This window comes from Tessaracoccus zhenghani, from assembly GCF_055326325.1.
On sequence record NZ_JBUZNQ010000007.1, the window covers coordinates 79,562 to 96,339 of the forward strand.

A 16,778-nucleotide genomic window follows, 5' to 3' on the forward strand; every position below is an offset into this window, starting at 1 on the left:
TAGCGAGGCCGTGGACGTCCTGGTGACCATCACTTCACCGCACCTCCCGTGATGCCCGAAACGATCCGCCGCTGGGCGACGATGAACGTGATCAGCAGCGGCAGGCTCATCAGGATGATGAACGCGAAGATCAGGTGCCAGTTGTTGAGGTAGAGGCCGGCGCTGGCCACCTGGAACAGGTTGAGGGGCAGCGTGTCCACGCGGCCGCCGATCACGAACAGCGCGTAGAACACGTCGTTCCAGATGTAGAGGCACAGCATGATCGTGGTGGTGGCGAGCACCGGCACCAGCAACGGCAGGATGATGGTGAAGAAGATCCGCAGCGGCTTGGCGCCGTCGACGCGGGCAGCCTCCTCCAGCTCCACGGGGATGGTCCTGACGAATCCGGTGATGAGGAAGATGGCCGTGGACAGGTACATGCCCATGTAGACGCCGACCATCCCGGGCACGGTGCCCGCCAGGCCGAGCTGGCGCAGAAGCAGCACAATGGTCACCACGGCGGGCGGCAACACGACGCCGCTGATGGCGAGCGTGTACAGCACCGCCATCCACCGCTCAGCCCGACGGGCCAGCACCCAGGCGGCCAGCGAGCCGAGGATCAGCACGCCCACCACCGCCGGCACCATGATCAGCAGGCTGCCGAAGAAGCCCGCGAGCATCCGCCCCTCGGAGAAGACGGTCGCGAAGTTCTCCAGTAGCTGCCACTGGCTGGGCAGCGCCAGGTTCGGGTTCAGCGCCTCTGCCTGGTTCTTGCCTGCGGTGACCACCACCAGCCAGAAGGGGACCCCGAGCAGGAGCGCCGTGATGGCCACAACTGCCAACTGGTGCGCAACCCGTCCGGGCTTGATGCGGCGCCGGGTGGCGACCGAGGGCTTGGTAGGAGTGTGGGCGGTCACAGGACTTCCTCCCTCTTGCGGAGGTAGCGCACGACGGGGAAGGCGATCAGCGTGACGGTGAGGAACAGGATGAGGCTCATCGTCGTCGCCTGGGCGAACAGCCCCTGCCCGAAGGTGCGGAAGATGAAGATGTTGAGCAGTTCGGTGGTGCCGCCGGGCCCACCTTCGGTGAGGGCCTGCACCACGTCGAAGCCGTTCATGGAACCCAGCAGCGCCGTGGCCACGTTGAACGTGACAGCCGGGGCGAGTAGCGGGAACCGGATCTGGACGAAGGTCTGCCACCAGCTGGAGCCGTCGATGCGTGCAGCCTCGAGGACGTCCTCGCTGATGGTCTTCAGCCCCGCGAGGTAGATGAGCATCGACAGACCCATCCACTTCCAGGAGTGCACCAGAGCCGCCACGACGATGGTCCAGGTGGTGCTGCCGAGCCACGCGACGGACACGTCGAGGCCGGTGAGGACCGACAGGATGCCGTTGAGTGCGCCGTCGGGCTTCAGGATCGCCCGGAAGATGTAGCCGACCGCGAGGGCGGACATGATCACCGGGATGAAGAACAGCACCCTAGCGGTGCGGTTCAACCAGGTGTCGCGCTCGAGCAGCAACGCCAGCATCAGGCCGAACAGGTTCTGGAAGACCGCCACCAGCGTCGCGTAGACGAGCGTCACCTTCAACGCGTTGAGGAGCGAACCGTTGCCGAGCAGGGAGCTGAAGTTGTCGAACCCGGCGAAGTTGATGTCCGACTTGAAGCCGGACCAGTCGGTGAAGCTGTAGACGAAGTTGAACAGCGTGGGCACGAAGAAGAACACCACGAGGACCGCCAGCGCGGGCACGAGGAAGACCGCGGGGTGGTCCGTGCGGCGCCCGTGACCGGCGGCCTGTCCCGCGCGGGTCCGCTCGGCGAAGAGTGTGGACATGGGTTTCCTTCCGGGAGGACCGGGTGGGCGGTACGGGGGTCACCGCCCACCCGGGAGTGTCAGAATCCCTCGGCGCCGAGGGCCTTGGCGAGTTCGGCGAACTGCTGCTGCGTCGCCTCACCCACCTGCTGGGGCGTCTTGGTGCCCTGGATCATGTCAGCCAGGTTGATGTACAGGTCCGGGTTGGCCACGGCGAGGGACTGCATGGAGCCCACCGAGTCGGCCAGCGACGCGTGTACGTCCAGCAGTGCCTGCGGGACGCCGTCGGGGTTGGGGACGTCGGGCTGCAGCGAGATGGTGTTGGCAGCCTGCACGAAGTCCGCGTAGCCGTCACCCAGCCAGTAGGAGAGGAACTGCTTCGCTGCTGCCTCCTGGGTGGCGTCATCGGTCTTGAACGCCACGACGGCGTTGGACTGGTCCGGGATGGAGGTGCCGACGTTGCCCTCGGGGCTGATCGGGAAGAAACCGATCTTCTCGTCGAGCTCGGCGGTGTCGGCCTTGGCCTGCAACTGACCGAAGAAGGAGTTCACCTGGACGACCATGGCTGCATCGCCGGCGAGCAGGGCGTCGCCCTGGTCCTCGAACGTGGCGGTCTTGATGTCGTCGTTGAACAGGCCCTCGTCGATCCAGCCTTTGTAGTTGTTGATGGCGCCCATGATGGTCTCGTCGGTGAACTGCTCCTCGTTCGCGTTCACCCGGTCCCACAGGCCGTCCTTGGCAGCGTTGGCGAGCTGGATCTGGACCCACCACTGGGTACCCCAGCGGTCGGCGGCCATCTCGTGGAACGGGGTGACGCCGTCGGCGTCGAGGGTGCGTGCGAGGTCGATCATCTCATCGATGTTGCCAGGGGTCTCGGTGATGCCCGCCTCGGCGAACACCTCCTTGTTGTAATAGACGCCCTGCACGGCCGGAGTGCTGATCAGCGCGGCGTAGCGGGTGTCGCCTACGAAACCGGTCAGGTCCTTCAGCGCCGGGTCCATGGCGTCGAGCCAGGGCGCACCGTCGAGCGGGAGGAGGTTGTTGGTGGCGTTGAGTGCGTTGAGCTGGGACTCGGTTGGCTGCCAGAAGGCGAGGTCCGGCTTGTCACCGGTGGCCACCTTGGTCTGGATGCCCTGCTCGTAGGGATCGGGGATGGTCACGACCTCGACCGTCGCACCCGTCAGCTCCTCGAACCCGGCGATGACCGGGTCCGCGGTCTTGTTCGAGTTCTGTGCCGCCCAGATCGTCAGGGTGACACCGTCGAGGCTGGCGTCCTGGGCCGGCCACTCGGCGGCGGAGCTGCCCCCGCCCTCAGTGGAGCTGGGCGGGTCCTGCACCCCGGGGTCACTGCAAGCCGTCAGCGCGACTCCCGCTGTCAGGGCGACCGCAGCCGCCCGTACCAGGGACTTCTTCATTGGAATCTCCTTTGGTCGACTCGCCTCAGGCGAGCTCTCGGGGGTCGGATCCGCCCTTGTGGCTGATCCGGATCATGCGTGCGGCCGGGGCGGCATCCGCGTCGACGCGCAGCACCCCGTCCGCCTCGCTCCACGCCAGTTGCCAGGGCGTGAGGTTCTTGGGGAACACGGTCTCGATCCGCGGGTCGAGGCCCGCGAACCGCGGCAGCCGCAGTTCCGCGGCGGGCGCGTCCGCGCGTCGCCAGATGAACAGCAGCGTGGCGTCGTCGACGTCGAGGCCGAGGGTCACCCACGGGTCGTCCCACCGGGGCAGGCCGAGCGGCCACACCGGTGTGGAGCGTCGGATGTGGTGCCGGATCTCCTTGGTCAGCGCCACGGCCTCGCGGACCAGTTCCAGCTCCGATTCGGTCATGTTGTTGAGGTAGCCGGACAGGAAGAAGCGGCCCGGGAGCCCAGTGACGAGGCAGAACGCCGCCTCCTCGGGCGACATCCCCGGCTGCGGGTAGGCCCAGCTGGCGGCCTGCTCGGGGAGCATGCTCATCGGCGCCGAGGCGGTGATGGGCGGGTAGAGCAGCGGGTCCTGCTGATCCGAGGTGGACTGCAGCTGCAGCCGGGACAGGAGCGCACCGTCGGCGCGCATGGCGCCGGAGCCGCAGTTCTCGATGACCAGCGCGGGGTGTCGGTCCAGGACTGAGTCGAGCCAGGCCAGGTGGGCGCGGTTGTGCTCGAGGAGGCCGTCACCGACGCTGCAGCTCGCGTGGTCGGTCCCGGGGCCCGGGTTGATGTTGTAGTCGAACTTGAAGTAGCCGACGCCGAAGTCCGTGACGAGGCGGTCCACCACGGCATCGGCATGGGCGACCGCTGCTGGGTGCCGGAAGTCCAGGTGGTAGCGACCCTGCTCCATCAGCCGCTGGCCGCCGCGCTGCAGGAACGCCTCGTCGGGCAGTTGGTCGGCCAAGGGGCTGCGCACGCCGATCACCTCGGGCTCGAGCCACAGCCCGGGCACCATGCCGTGCCCGCTGATCCGGTCCACCACTTCCCCGAGGCCACCGGGGAAACGGGTGGTGGACGGCTGCCACGCCCCGACGGAGTCCCACCAGAAGCCGGAGTCGTCGTACCAGCCGGCGTCGATGCAGAAGATCTCCGCACCGGCCGCGGCCGCGGCGTCCACGAGCGGGATGAGTTTGGCGGTCGTCGGGTCGCCGTCGAGCGTGTTCATGTAGTCGTTGAAGATGACCGGCAGCGACTCGTTGTCCGCGTGCGGCCGGCGCGTGCGACGGCGCAGCTCGGTGACGGCGGCCACGGCGGCCGTCACGTCGGAACCGAGCGCCACCGCGGCCGGCACCGTGGTGAAGGACTCCCCCGGCGCCAGAGTGCGGCTCCAGCCGTGGTCCATGTGGTTGGGGCCCGAGACCGCCACCTCGAAGTCGCGGTACTCCTCCCCCAGCTCGATCCGCCAGGCACCGTTGTGCAGAACCTGCCAGACCCAGGCGACGCCTTGGTCTGCTGAACTCGCGGCCGCCACCGGGGTCCACTCGCCGGAGGACCAGGTGCCGGTGGAGACCAACGCCTCCTGCCCGCGCGGACGATGCCCGGTGAGGTGCTGCGAGATGCGGGGGAAGAGTTCGCCGAGCGCGACGTCGTCCCACCGGTTCTCCGCCAGCCAGTCACTGCGGGCCCGGTGCAGGCGCCAGTCGGTGTTCCCGACCGGTCGATCATCGCGGTTCCCCAGGGGCGCCGACCAGCTCGTGACCGCGAGCAGCGTGACCGGCGCGTCCGAGGTGTTGGTTACGGTGGTGCGGGTGGTAAAGGCGGCGACGCCGTCGAAGGACTCGAGCGTGGCGACGACATCGAGGCCGGTGGTGGACATGTCGAGTTCGAGCTCGTGGCGACCCGATTCGGAGTCGGTGTGGAAGTCCGTCAGCCGCAGCGCCTGCCCCAGTTCCGACATGCCGAGGCGGGAACTCGCGAGGGCGTGGCCGTGGTCCGAGGTGAGGACCTGCACCACCGGAACGAGGTCGCTCGTCGTCATCCGGGCACCGCCAGCCTCCGCCGAGCGGAGCGCCACCGGCTCGTCGGCACCATGGCCGATCTCGAGCACCAGCGCGTCGTGTCCCCAGCGGATTGCCTTCACGATCTCTCCCTTGCGATCTCTACTTCCTCACGTGCACGACTAGTGAAGCACAGTTTTGATAACGCTTTCAAGACCATCGTGAAATCGTTATCAAAAACGTTGTGCCTGGGCTTGGGTTGGCAGTGGAGACACCGGCCGGGCGGCATCGACGCGGGGCGCGCCGCCGATCCCGCTGATTCTGCTACCGGGATCCTGAAGGACGCGCTTCAGACAACCCCTGCGGGACGTGTTCGTTGGGGGAAGAGACTGAGACACTCACATCCTCCCAGCGGCAAGGCTCCCCACGTCTACTCACCCGGCAGGCACGGTCCCAGTCTCAATGGCGAAGAGCTCAATTGTGAAGAGCCGGAAATGTCAGGGGCACCTGCTAGCACAAGTTGCCTTTGACAACGCGTTTTCCCTTGTTTTAGGCTGTGTGTTCCCTTAGAATAGTTCACATGAGCGAAGCGCGGGAACTGATGCAGCAGGGCATCGCTGCGCTCTGGGACGCCGCAGGCTCACTCCGAACTGATTCACCGGCCGCAGAACGGTTGGCCACCATGGTGCACACCGTCACCGAGGCCGAGGCGCAACTGGCCGGTCTGCGACTCCACCTCCTTCACGAAGCCCGCCTCTCCGCCGCAGACAGAGTGGTGGAAGAGGTCCGCCAATCGGTGCGCACCACCACCGCGCAGGCCACCGCATCACTGAAGCTCGCCATGGATCTCGGGGAACGCTTCCCGCTGATCGCGGCCGCGTTGAACGACGGGGAAATCTCCCTGGCGCAGGCCGAGGCGATCGTCTCAGGGCTGCGGAAGCTGCCCGGCCGGTTGACCCGGGCCGATCTGGTGGAGTGCCAGAAGTCCGTCCTTGAGCATGTGGACACGCTGGGGCCCGCCGAGTTGCGGGAGCTGGCCAGCCACGTGTTCCGGGTGATCGACCCCGACGGCGCCGAAGCCGAGGACAAGAAGAGGCTCGACGCGCAAGACCGGGCCGCCCGCCGCAGCCGGTTCCTGATCATCACCCCGGACCATCACGGATCGTCGCGGTTCAGCGGCCAGCTCCCCAGCGCCCAGGTAGAACTGCTCGCCGCCCAGTTGGACGCGGTGACGCCGCCGGCATCCTCGTACCGCGACTCGGATGAGCCGTCGGATCCGGCCGTGCGGCGCGCGGATGCGTTGATGATCCTGGTGCAGACCGCGGCCGCCACAGGGAAGCTACCCGCCCACGGCGGAGACCGGCCCCAGGTCCACATCACCGTCAACTACGACACCCTGCTCACCGGGCTGGGCCGCGTCGACGTCCTCGGCGGCAGCACCCTGGGCGGCCTATCCGCCGCCGACGCCAGACACTTGGCCTGCGACGCAGACCTGATCCCCGCCGTACTCGGCACCAACTCACAACCCCTGGACGTCGGGCGCAAACACCGCCTCTTCCCCGCAGGGATCCGCACCGCCCTCACCCTCCGCGACGGAGGCTGCGCATTCCCCGGCTGCGCCGCGAAACCACGGGCCTGCGAAGCCCACCACATCGTCCCCTGGTGGGCAGGCGGAGAATCGTCGATCACCAACGCAGTGCTGTTGTGTCCACACCACCACCGGCTCATCGAACCAGACCCACAACAATCAACCGAATCACAGTGGCAGGTCCACCTCGACCCGGACACCGGAAAGCCGTGGTTCACCCCACCCCGACACATCGACCCAGCCCGCAGACCCAGGCAACACCGCAGGCACCTGCTGCGCGAACTCACCCCGTCAGCCAAGGCACCACCCTGCCCAGACGAACCCGAGCCCCCTGACTTCAACCGGCTCGAGGAACTCATCGCCCGCACCGCGGCCGTCTGGCAATCCGCCGCCCACTGAGGGCGTGGCCTGCCGGGCGTCGGAGAGGTAGGACCCCACCGAGGCCACAGCTTGAACGGTGGCCCTACGGTGGGGGGTATGCAGCTTTCGGTACTCGACCTGATCAGCGTCCGTACGGGCCAGACGACGGCGGACAGCCTCCGGGCCAGCCGGGAGATGGCCGAGACGGCGGACAGGCTGGGCTTCACCCGGTACTGGGTGGCCGAGCACCACAACACAGACTCGGTCGCCTCCACCTCCCCCGCCGTCGAACTGATGTACCTGGGGCAGGACACGCACCAGATCCGCCTCGGCTCCGGCGGCGTCATGCTGCCCAACCACGCCCCGTTGGCGGTGGCGGAGCAGTTCTCCCTGCTGACCGCCGTGTACGGCGACCGCATCGACCTGGGCATCGGCCGCGCGCCGGGCACGGACCCCATCACGTCGGCCGCCATCCGCGGGCAGCTGGGCGGGGGCCACTTCGTCGACGCCGACGGCCGCCCCGTCGATCCCGTGCGCGAGTTCCCCCGCAACGTCACCGACATCCTCACTCTCCTCAGCCCCGACGGTGCCGAGGTGCGGCTCCCCCACGGCCGCACCTACCAGCTCCGCGCCGCCCCGGACATCCAGCACTCCCCGCAGGTGTGGCTGCTGGGCTCCAGCGACTACTCGGCGCAACTCGCCGCTGCGCTCGGCCTGCCGTACGTGTTCGCGCACCACTTCAGCGGGCGGGGCACCCGGCAGGCGCTCGACCTCTACCGCGGCTCGTTCCAGCCCACCGACAACGGCCAGGCACCGCGGACGTTCGTCACCGTCAACGTCTGCGTGGCCGAGACGGCCGACGAGGCCTGGGAGCTCGTCGAGCCCCACCTCTACACGATGGCGAAGTTCTCCACCGGCGGCGGCCTCTCGCCTTCGCCGTTCGTCGGCGCCGACGTCAAGCGGTTGCTGACCGACGACCTGCGCCGCGCCGCCCAGCCCACCCTCGACACGTGGGCGGTGGGCGACCCCGACGAGGTCGCCCACCAGCTACGCGAAACCGCGGCGGAGTTCGGCGTGGACGAGATCATGGTGCACCCCGTCCAGGGCGCCTACGAGGGCGACGCCGCAGACCGCTGGCCGGCGAAGGTGCGCGGCTTCGAACTGCTGGCGGAGGCTCTCCTCGACAGTTGAGCCGTCTGGGCCGCTCGGCCGCGATACAGTCGCTGGTATACCAACACCGTTCTCGCGCATCCGAAAGGCACTGACATGTTGATCGGCATCGTTCTGGGCTCTGTCCGCAAGGGCCGCAAGGGCAAATCTGTCGCTGACTGGATCATGGGCCTCGCCGCGGAGCGCACCGACGCCGAGTTCGTGCTCATCGACCTGGCCGGCTACGACCTGCCGGTGCTCACCGACGAGGTGGAGCCCTTCGATTACGCGGGCAAGTACCCCGACGCCAACGTCCAGGCGTGGGCCGACGCGCTCGCCGCCTGTGACGGCTACGTGTGGCTGACCCCGGAGTACAACCACGGCGTTCCGGGCGGCTTCAAGAACGGCGTCGACCACCTCGGCATGGAGATGGCGTTCAAGCCGGTGGCGTTCGTCTCCTACGGCTTCGAGGGCGGGGTGCGCGCCGTCGAGGCGTGGCGGCCCATCCTCGCGGCGCTGCACCTGTGGGGGCTGCGCAACCAGGTGTCGCTCAACAACGCCACGGAATTCGACGGCAACCAGGTCCGCCCCGACGCCCACCGGCCCGGGCAGCTGCAGCACCTGCTGGACGCCGTCGTCCTGGCCGCCGGGAAGCTCCTACGCTGACGGTGTAGACCCGCCCCATCCCAACAAACGAATCGCGATAAGGTGGTCCCCGTGACCAAAAGTGTTTATATTGCCTCGTCGGAGCGGCTGGTCAGTAAGTCGTCCATCGCCCTGGGCGTGATCGACCTGTTCGCTCGCCAGGTGCGCTCGGTGGGCGTCTTCCGCCCGCTCGTGCACTCCCTCGACGCTGACGCAGTGACCCAGGCCCTCCTTTCGCCGAAGGGCGTCAACCAGTCGCTGGAGTCCGCCGTGGGCGTGACCTACGCCGATTACGCCGCGGATCCGGACCAGGCGATCGACACCATCGTCGCGAAGTACAGCGAGCTGTCGGAGAACCGCGACGCCGTGGTCATCGTAGGTTCGGACTACGACGACTTCGAGTCAGCCCTGGAGCTGGACCACAACGCCGTCATCGCCGCCAACCTCAACTCGCCCGTGATCTTCGTGGCACGCGCCAAGGACCGCTCGGCCGAGCAGGTCCAGCGGATGACCGAGTCCGCCGTCGACGCGTTCGAGTCGCGGCACAACACCGTCATCGCACTGATCGCGACGCATGCGGACGAGGGCCGGGAGGCCGAGGTCGCCGATGCACTGCACAGGGTCCGTGAAGCCGTGGTCGCCGTGCTGCCGGACAGCCCCGTGCTGCGCGCCCCCTCCGTCGGCGCCCAGTTCGCCGCCGTCGGCGCCACCCAGTGGCTGGGGCAGAGCGAGTTCCTGGCGCACGAGTCGCTGCACACCATCGTGGGCGGCATGACGCTGCCCAACCTGCTGCCCTACCTGAAGCGCGAATCCACCGTCATCATGCCGGCGGACCGCCTCGACCTGCTCCCCGGCCTCGTGATGGCGCACCGCTCGCCGCACTACGGGCCGCTGTCGGCGATGGTGCTGACCGGCGGTTTCGAGATCCCGGAATCGGTGTCGAAGCTGTTCACGGATTCGACGATCGACCTGCCCATCGCGGTCACCAAGGGCGACACCTTCTCCACCGCCGTGAAGCTGCAGGGCGTGCGCGGCACGTCCACCAGCTCCCCCCGCAAGATCGAGGTGTCGCGGGCGCTGTTCTCGCAGTACGTCGACGAGAGTGCGCTGCTGCAGAAGATCGACCTCACCACCACGGACATCCGCACGCCCACCATGTTCGAGTTCCAGATCATGCAGATGGCCCGGGCCAACAAGCAGCGCATCGTGCTGCCGGAGGCCACGGACGACCGCATCCTCGAGGCCGCGGACATCGTGCTGCAGCGCTCCGTCGCAGACATCATCCTGCTGGGCGACGTGGCGCGCATCAGCCAGCGCGCCTCGGAGCTGGGCCTCAACCTGTCCGACGCCACCGTCGTCAACCCGGAGGACCCGGAGCTGGTCGAGCAGTTCGCGGCGGAATACGCCAGGCTGCGCGCCCACAAGGGCGTCACCATCGAGCAGGCCCGCCAGCGGATCACGGACCCGTCCTACTTCGCCACCATGATGGTCCACCTGGACATGGCCGACGGCATGGTGTCGGGCGCGATCAACACCACCGCCGCCACCATCCGGCCGTCGCTGGAGTTCATCAAGACCAAGCCTGAGGTCTCCGTCGTGTCGGGTTCGTTCCTGATGTGCATGAGCAACCGCGTGTTGGTCTACGCCGACTGCGCCGTCAACCCGGATCCCACCCCCGAGCAACTGGCGGACATCGCCATCACCTCGGCCGCCACCGCCGCGAACTTCGGCATCGAGCCCCGCGTGGCCCTGCTGTCGTACTCGACGGGCGACTCGGGTTCCGGCGCAGACGTCGACAAGGTGCGCGAGGCCACCCGCCTGGTGCGCGAGCGCGCGCCGCAGCTGAAGGTCGAGGGCCCCATCCAGTTCGACGCCGCCGTCGACGAGGTGGTCGCCGCCAAGAAGATGCCCAACTCGGAGGTCGCGGGGCGCGCCACCGTGTTCATCTTCCCGGACCTCAACACGGGCAACAACACCTACAAGGCCGTGCAGCGCACCTCCGGTGCGATCGCCATCGGCCCCGTGTTGCAGGGCCTCCGCAAGCCGGTCAACGACCTGTCGCGCGGAGCCCTTGTGGACGACATCGTGTCCACCATCACCATCACCGCCATCCAGGCCCAGACCAACTGAGCCAGGAGCCGACGCGGCAGGGTCCCCACCCTGCCGCGTCGTTCATCACAACCCCCCAATAAAGGAAGCGCCATGAGCCAGCCGATCCTCCTGCTCAACTGCGGATCGTCGTCGATCAAGTACCAGCTACTCGATCCGGGGGTGGGCTCGCCGCAGGCGGTCGGCATCGTGCAGCGCATCGGCCTCGAGGTCGGCACCATCACCCACGAGGTGGGCGATGAGGAGTACCACGAGGCCCGCCCGTTCGCGGACCACACGGAGGCAGTGGCCGCCGTCGTGAAGATGTTCACGGACCACGGGCCCAGCCTCGACGACGTGGTGGCCGTGGGTCACCGCACCGTGCACGGTGGCGCCACCTTCATCGAGTCGGTCCTGATCGACGACAGCGTCATCGACAAGCTCGTGGAGTTGTCGGACCTGGCGCCGCTGCACAACCCGCCCGGCATCGCCGGCATCAACGCCGCCAAGGAGGTCCTGCCGGACGTCCCGCACGTGGCCATCTTCGACACGGCGTTCTTCTCCACCCTCCCGGCCGAGGCCTACACCTACGCCATCGACTACGACACCGCGCAGCGCCTGGGCGTGCGCCGCTACGGCTTCCACGGCACCTCGCACAGCTACGTGTCGAAGAAGGCCGCGGAGTTCCTCGGTAAGCCCATCGAAGACCTCAAGATCATCGTCTGCCACCTCGGCAACGGCGCCTCGATCTCCGCCGTCGACGGCGGGGTCGCCATCGACACCTCCATGGGCCTCACCCCGCTGGAGGGCCTCGTCATGGGCACCCGTTCCGGCGACGTGGACCCGGGTCTGCACAAGTACCTGGTGCGCAGCGGCATGACCATCGACGAGGTGGACAACCTGCTGAACAAGCAGTCCGGCATGGGCGGCCTCTGCGGCTTCACCGACATGCGTGACGTGCAGACGGCCATCCTCGAGGGCGACGAGCGCGCGCAGCTGGCGCTCGACGTCTATGTGCACCGGCTCCTGAAGTACATCGGCTCCTACATCGCCGTGCTGGGCGGGGTCGACGCCCTGGTGTTCACCGCCGGTGTCGGCGAGAACGCGGCACACGTGCGTCGCCCCGTGATCGAGCGCCTCAAGAACCTGGGCTTCGAACTCGACCAGGCCACCAACGACGCCCGGTCGAAGGAGCCGCGTGAGATCTCCACGCCGGAGTCCAGGGTCCGCGTGCTCGTGGTCCCGACCAACGAGGAACTGGCCATGGCGCAGGAGACCCTCGAGGTCATCTCCCGCTGAGCGAAGCCCTTCAGGGGGTGGTGTCGCGCACACCGGGCCGAACGGCCCGCGTCTGCGCGACATCGCCCCCTGAAGCATTTCCAGCCCCCTTTTTGTAGCTCTCCGACAACCCCGGGCCCCGCCGTTGTGGGATTACCACGAACCCCGCTCAGCAACGCCAGACACGCTTCGCGAGCCCCACCCCCAGTGGCGTACCTTTGACCTCATGGCTTCAGCTTTGATCACGGGTGGCACTTCCGGCATCGGTCTCGCGTTCGCGCAGGAGTTGGCCAGGCGTGGCAACGACCTGATCCTGGTGGCCCGCGACACCGCCCGCCTCGAGGCCGTCGCGGCCGAGTTGAACGGCCAGTTCGGCGTCGAGGTCGAGACGATCCAGGCGGATCTGTCAGAGCGGGCCGACATGCTGCGCATCGGTGAGCGGCTCGAGGACCTCAGCCGCCCCGTCGACATCCTGGTGAACAACGCCGGGTTCGGGCTCCACTCCACGTCGTTGAACCCGGACGAGGTGGAGCTCAACACCAACGCCATCGAGGTCATGTGCGTGGCGGTGTTCATCCTCAGCGGCTCCGCCGCCCGCGCCATGAAGACCCGCGGGCACGGCCAGATCATCACGGTGGCGTCCTCGTCGTCGTCGATCTTCTCCGGCAACTACTCCGCCATCAAGGCCTGGGCGCGCACGTTCTCCAACTCCCTGGCCCTGGAGCTGAGCGGCACCGGCGTCACCGCCACCGCGCTGCTCCCCGGCTGGGTCAAGACGGAGTTCCACCAGCGGGCCGGCATCAATGCTTCCAAGCTGCCGGGCATCGTGTGGATCGACGCGGACAAGCTCGTGCGCACCGCCCTCGACGACTCCGCCAAGGGCCGCTTCGAGTCGGTGCCGGACTGGAAGTGGAAGACCGCCATGTTCCTCGCGGACCATGGCCCGCGCGCCTTCACCCGCTGGTTCTCGAAGAAGCTGTCCGCCTCGAGGAAGCACTGACGTGGCAGCCGAACTCGAATCGGGCAACTCGCGCTACACCTCCAAGGTGCAGGCGACGACGCGCCAGACGGCCCAGATGCTGGTGCTCAAGCCCGCGCTGATGCGACTGCTGCGGGTCCATGTGCACGGCGCCAGCAACCTCGACACTCTCGACGGCGCCTTCATCGTGTTCGGCAACCACTCCTCGCACCTCGACGCCCCCCTCATCCTCGCGTCGCTACCCAACCGCCTCTCGAAGCGCGTCGCCACCGGCGCGGCCGGCGACTTCTTCTTCGGCAACTGGTTCAAGTCCATGTCGATGGCGTTGTTCATGAACGGCTTCCCGATCGACCGCGGCAAGGGCGGCAAGGGCAAGCGCGGCATGTCCGGGCAACTGCTGTCCGACGGTGTGCCGCTGCTGCTGTTCCCCGAGGGCACGCGTTCCCGCACCGGTGCGATGGGCAAGTACGTCCCGGGCGTCGCGTCGCTGTGCATCTCGCGTGGCGTGCCGGCGCTGCCGGTGGCCCTCGTCGGCGCCTTCGCGGCCTGGCCGTCGAAGCAGAAGCACCTCCCCAAGGGCCGGCCCGAGGTGCACGTCGTGTTCGGACGGCCCATGACGCCGCGACCCGGGGAGATCGCCCACGAATTCAACGAGCGGATGCGCCGCCAGGTGCTGGAGCTCCATGACACGACCGCGCGCGCTTACGGTAAGAAGACGCTTGCGGAGTATGAGCGTAAGGTGGCGCTCGAACGCGCACAGGAGACGGAAATCGCGACTCTGGCTGAACATGCCCGGGAGCAGGCCGACAAGCAGGAGGATCCTCAATGATCGAGGGCGTCAAGCAGCAGAAGTGGTGGGGCTGGGGCGAAGAAGGCCATAGCTTCGGCTACAAGGACAAGCCGAAGTTCGCACCCTTCGTGATGAACCGGGTCGGCGTCGACATCGACGAACCCGTCAAGCCCGTCCCGCCCTTCTCCTCCCTCGAGGTGCCGGCCTCCCAGCTCACAGAGTCGCTGCGCACGAGCCTCGTCGCCATCCTGGGCGAGAAGTACGTGCAGACCGACGACGAGACCCGCGTCGTCCACGCGTTCGGCAAGGGGGTGCGTGACCTGGTGCGCGTGCGCCGCGGCCAACTCGGCCGGGTACCCGACGTGGTGCTCTACCCCGGCACCCAGCGTGAGGTCGAACGCCTGGTGGACGCCGTCGTCGACGCCGACGCCGTGCTGATCCCGTTCGGCGGCGGTTCCAACATCGTGGCCGCCCTGGAGGCCGTGCCCGGTGAGTCGCGGCAGGTCGTCTCGGTGAACCTCGGCCGGATGAACAAGGTGCTGGAGATCGACGAGGTCTCGGGCCTCGCGCACATCCAGGCCGGCGTCTTCGGCCCCGACATGGAGGACCAGCTCCAGGCGCGCGGTTGGACGCTGGGGCACCACCCCGATTCGTTCGTGTGGTCCACGCTCGGCGGTTGGATCGCCACCCGCTCGTCGGGCATGCAGTCCGACAAGTACGGTGACATCGCCGACATCACCCGCGGCCTCACCATGGTGATGCCCGGCCAGGTGTTGACGCTGCGCCCCCTCCCGTCCACCTCGTCCGGCCCGTCCGTGCGCGAGATGGTGCTGGGCTCCGAGGGTCGCCTGGGCGTCATCACGTCCGCGTGGGTCAACGTGCACCGCGTGCCGGAGGTGCGCGAGATCCAGGCGTACTTCTACGCCACCTACGCAGACGGCCTCAAGGCCTGCCGCGAGATCGTCGAATCCGACGCGGATGTCATGATGGCCCGCGTCTCGGATGCTCTCGAAACCGAATACATCATGGCCAACGGCAAGAAGGGCAGCAGGGTCTCGTCGCTGGTCAGCAAGGGCATCAAGAAGCTGATGGAACAGAAGGGCTGGGACCTCAGCCAGATCGCCATGAGCTTCGTGGGCTTCGAGGGCTCGGCCAGCCACGTGCGCTACCTGAAGGGCATCGTCGGAAAGATCGTGCGCAACAACGGCGGCATGGGCGTCGGCAAGGGCCCGGGCGCGCTGTACGACCAGAAGAAGTACGACACCCCCTACCTGCGCGACTTCATGCTGGACCACGGCCTGGTCTGCGACGTCTCCGAGACGACGACCCCCTGGGCCTTCGCGGAGCAGATCCACACCAACGCCACGGACGCCTTCTACCAGGTGATGGACGACCTGGGGCTGCGCGGCGTGGTGTTCTGCCACCTCAGCCACTCGTACCACTCGGGAGCGTGCCAGTACTTCACGTTCGCGATCAACGACGACTCCGAGAGCAATCTCGTGACCTACGACCTGGCCAAGCGCGCCATCCAGCAGGCGTTCATGGACAACCACGGCACGGTCTCGCACCACCACGGCGTCGGTGAGGAGCACAGCCCCTGGATGGAGCAGGACATCTCCCCCGCGGGCGTGTTCATCCAGAGCAAGCTGTTCGACGGCGTGGATCCGGGCCGCAACTTCAACCCGGGCAAGATCGTCCACGAGGGCGCGCCGGGCATTTCGACGAACTCAGCCGACCACGTCGGCTGACGCCCGCCGGAGCCACGTGGCCTACTCGGTGTCGTCCAGCGACCTGAGGAAGGCCTCGGCCTGAGCGCCCAGCTCATCGGCCGACGGCACGTCCTCGGGCTCCGTCTGGTGGCCCAGCGCCCGCACGACCCGGTCGTGTTGCTCCTCGAGCGACTCCACCAGTTCACGCAGGTCGTCGTCCGCGGCCATGCCCTCACCCAGCCGGGCGGCCACGTGGACGGCCTTCGTCTCCAGCGTCGACGTCGGCAGGTTCAGCTGGGCGTGCGCTCCCAGCGAGTCGAGCAGCGCGACGGCGGCCGCGGGGAAGTCTGTCTCCGCCAGGTACGGCGGGATGTGGGCCGCCAGGCCCACCGACGCCACGTCGGCCTCGCCGAGCCGGACGTTCAGCAGTGCCGGCAGTGAGGCGCCCATGCGCATGGTGCCGAAGATGGGCTGGTGGCCGGGGATCAGGTCCGGGCTCGTGGCGAAGCGCGACAGCGACACGGGGCGCGTGTGCGGCACCGCCATGGGCACTCCCTGGAGCGTGATCACCTGCGCCACGTCGAAGGTGTCGGCGAGGTGGACGACGGCGGCGGCCATCCGCTCCCACTGGAACGACGGCTCCGGGCCGTTCAACAGCAGGAACGGGGCACCGTCGGTGTCCAGCACGTGGTGGAGGGTGATCTCGGGGCGCTCGTAGTCCGTGAAGTGGTCGCGCTCGAAGGTGACGGGCGGCCGACGGCTCGCGTAGTCGAGCAGCTGGTCCGCGTCGAAGCGCGCCAGCACGTGGTTGGGCAACGTCTCCAGCAGGTGCTCGTCCACGAGTCGCTGCACGTGTCCGGCGTCCACGAAGGCGCCGAGGGTCACCACCATCGCCTTGGCGTGGATGGTGCGCGGGTCGACGTGCGACTCGAACTGGTACAGGGCTGCTGGGTCCAACATGAATACATCCTCCTCACTCAGTCAAACACCGATACTG

At 67.9% G+C, this 16,778-nt stretch carries 13 protein-coding genes; 8 read left to right on the top strand and 5 right to left on the bottom strand.

What is annotated here, in order from left to right; genetic code table 11:
• Positions 1-29 precede the first annotated feature (29 nt).
• From ACZK4S_RS13150 to ACZK4S_RS13165, 4 genes are read right to left on the bottom strand one after another with little or no spacing between them, the layout of a single operon-like run.
• The gene (locus ACZK4S_RS13150; RefSeq protein ID WP_076061404.1) at positions 30-896 is read right to left on the bottom strand and encodes a carbohydrate ABC transporter permease; all 867 of its coding nucleotides are present in this window, start codon (positions 894-896) and stop codon (positions 30-32) included.
• Complete coding sequence (locus ACZK4S_RS13155) at positions 893-1,810, bottom strand: carbohydrate ABC transporter permease (protein WP_198928248.1); 918 nt, start codon at positions 1,808-1,810, stop codon at positions 893-895. Before ACZK4S_RS13155 ends, ACZK4S_RS13150 begins: the two co-directional genes overlap by 4 nt.
• Before the next feature lie 59 nt (positions 1,811-1,869).
• Positions 1,870-3,204: an ABC transporter substrate-binding protein gene (locus ACZK4S_RS13160; RefSeq protein ID WP_076061406.1), complete on the bottom strand. Its 1,335-nt coding sequence runs from the start codon at positions 3,202-3,204 to the stop codon at positions 1,870-1,872.
• Positions 3,205-3,229: 25 nt separating this feature from the next.
• On the bottom strand, positions 3,230-5,338 hold the full coding sequence (locus tag ACZK4S_RS13165; protein WP_143570943.1) for a glycoside hydrolase family 36 protein: 2,109 nt from the start codon (positions 5,336-5,338) through the stop codon (positions 3,230-3,232).
• A gap of 437 nt (positions 5,339-5,775) precedes the next feature.
• Here ACZK4S_RS13165 and ACZK4S_RS13170 point away from each other — a divergent pair, with 437 nt between their 5' ends.
• From ACZK4S_RS13170 to ACZK4S_RS13205, 8 genes are all read left to right on the top strand, one after another.
• Positions 5,776-7,182 carry an HNH endonuclease signature motif containing protein gene (locus ACZK4S_RS13170; protein ID WP_463644569.1) on the top strand — a complete coding sequence of 469 codons (1,407 nt, stop codon included), beginning with the start codon at positions 5,776-5,778 and terminating at the stop codon, positions 7,180-7,182.
• Between the two features lie 78 nt (positions 7,183-7,260).
• A complete protein-coding gene (locus ACZK4S_RS13175) occupies positions 7,261-8,334 on the top strand; it encodes an LLM class flavin-dependent oxidoreductase (protein WP_463644570.1) in 1,074 nt (357 codons plus the stop codon).
• A gap of 75 nt (positions 8,335-8,409) precedes the next feature.
• Positions 8,410-8,958 carry an NADPH-dependent FMN reductase gene (locus ACZK4S_RS13180; protein ID WP_463644571.1) on the top strand — a complete coding sequence of 183 codons (549 nt, stop codon included), beginning with the start codon at positions 8,410-8,412 and terminating at the stop codon, positions 8,956-8,958.
• A gap of 51 nt (positions 8,959-9,009) precedes the next feature.
• Positions 9,010-11,067, top strand: a complete 2,058-nt coding sequence (gene pta / locus ACZK4S_RS13185; RefSeq protein WP_463644572.1) for a phosphate acetyltransferase — start codon at positions 9,010-9,012, stop codon at positions 11,065-11,067.
• A 72-nt stretch (positions 11,068-11,139) separates the two neighbouring features.
• Positions 11,140-12,324 carry an acetate kinase gene (locus ACZK4S_RS13190; RefSeq protein WP_463644573.1) on the top strand — a complete coding sequence of 395 codons (1,185 nt, stop codon included), beginning with the start codon at positions 11,140-11,142 and terminating at the stop codon, positions 12,322-12,324.
• Positions 12,325-12,529: 205 nt separating this feature from the next.
• The gene (locus ACZK4S_RS13195) at positions 12,530-13,303 is read left to right on the top strand and encodes an SDR family NAD(P)-dependent oxidoreductase (protein WP_463644574.1); all 774 of its coding nucleotides are present in this window, start codon (positions 12,530-12,532) and stop codon (positions 13,301-13,303) included.
• Position 13,304: 1 nt separating this feature from the next.
• The gene (locus ACZK4S_RS13200) at positions 13,305-14,111 is read left to right on the top strand and encodes a lysophospholipid acyltransferase family protein (protein WP_463644575.1); all 807 of its coding nucleotides are present in this window, start codon (positions 13,305-13,307) and stop codon (positions 14,109-14,111) included.
• Entirely contained in the window at positions 14,108-15,820 is a 1,713-nt protein-coding gene (locus ACZK4S_RS13205; protein ID WP_076061429.1) for an FAD-binding oxidoreductase, read from the top strand. The genes ACZK4S_RS13200 and ACZK4S_RS13205 overlap by 4 nt, the downstream gene beginning before the upstream one ends.
• A 21-nt stretch (positions 15,821-15,841) precedes the next feature.
• Here ACZK4S_RS13205 and ACZK4S_RS13210 read toward each other — a convergent pair whose 3' ends face one another.
• Positions 15,842-16,741, bottom strand: a complete 900-nt coding sequence (locus ACZK4S_RS13210; protein ID WP_463644576.1) for a PAC2 family protein — start codon at positions 16,739-16,741, stop codon at positions 15,842-15,844.
• Between the last annotated feature and the right edge of the window lie 37 nt (positions 16,742-16,778).

What these genes read in the sequence shown, in the direction of transcription:
- ACZK4S_RS13155 (WP_198928248.1), bottom strand. Translation starts at nt 1,810, where the DNA reads ATGTCCACACTCTTCGCCGAGCGGACCCGCGCGGGACAGGCCGCCGGT.
- ACZK4S_RS13160 (WP_076061406.1), bottom strand. Translation starts at nt 3,204, where the DNA reads ATGAAGAAGTCCCTGGTACGGGCGGCTGCGGTCGCCCTGACAGCGGGA.
- ACZK4S_RS13170 (WP_463644569.1), top strand. Translation starts at nt 5,776, where the DNA reads ATGAGCGAAGCGCGGGAACTGATGCAGCAGGGCATCGCTGCGCTCTGG.
- ACZK4S_RS13175 (WP_463644570.1), top strand. Translation starts at nt 7,261, where the DNA reads ATGCAGCTTTCGGTACTCGACCTGATCAGCGTCCGTACGGGCCAGACG.
- ACZK4S_RS13180 (WP_463644571.1), top strand. Translation starts at nt 8,410, where the DNA reads ATGTTGATCGGCATCGTTCTGGGCTCTGTCCGCAAGGGCCGCAAGGGC.
- ACZK4S_RS13190 (WP_463644573.1), top strand. Translation starts at nt 11,140, where the DNA reads ATGAGCCAGCCGATCCTCCTGCTCAACTGCGGATCGTCGTCGATCAAG.
- ACZK4S_RS13195 (WP_463644574.1), top strand. Translation starts at nt 12,530, where the DNA reads ATGGCTTCAGCTTTGATCACGGGTGGCACTTCCGGCATCGGTCTCGCG.
- ACZK4S_RS13205 (WP_076061429.1), top strand. Translation starts at nt 14,108, where the DNA reads ATGATCGAGGGCGTCAAGCAGCAGAAGTGGTGGGGCTGGGGCGAAGAA.
- ACZK4S_RS13210 (WP_463644576.1), bottom strand. Translation starts at nt 16,741, where the DNA reads ATGTTGGACCCAGCAGCCCTGTACCAGTTCGAGTCGCACGTCGACCCG.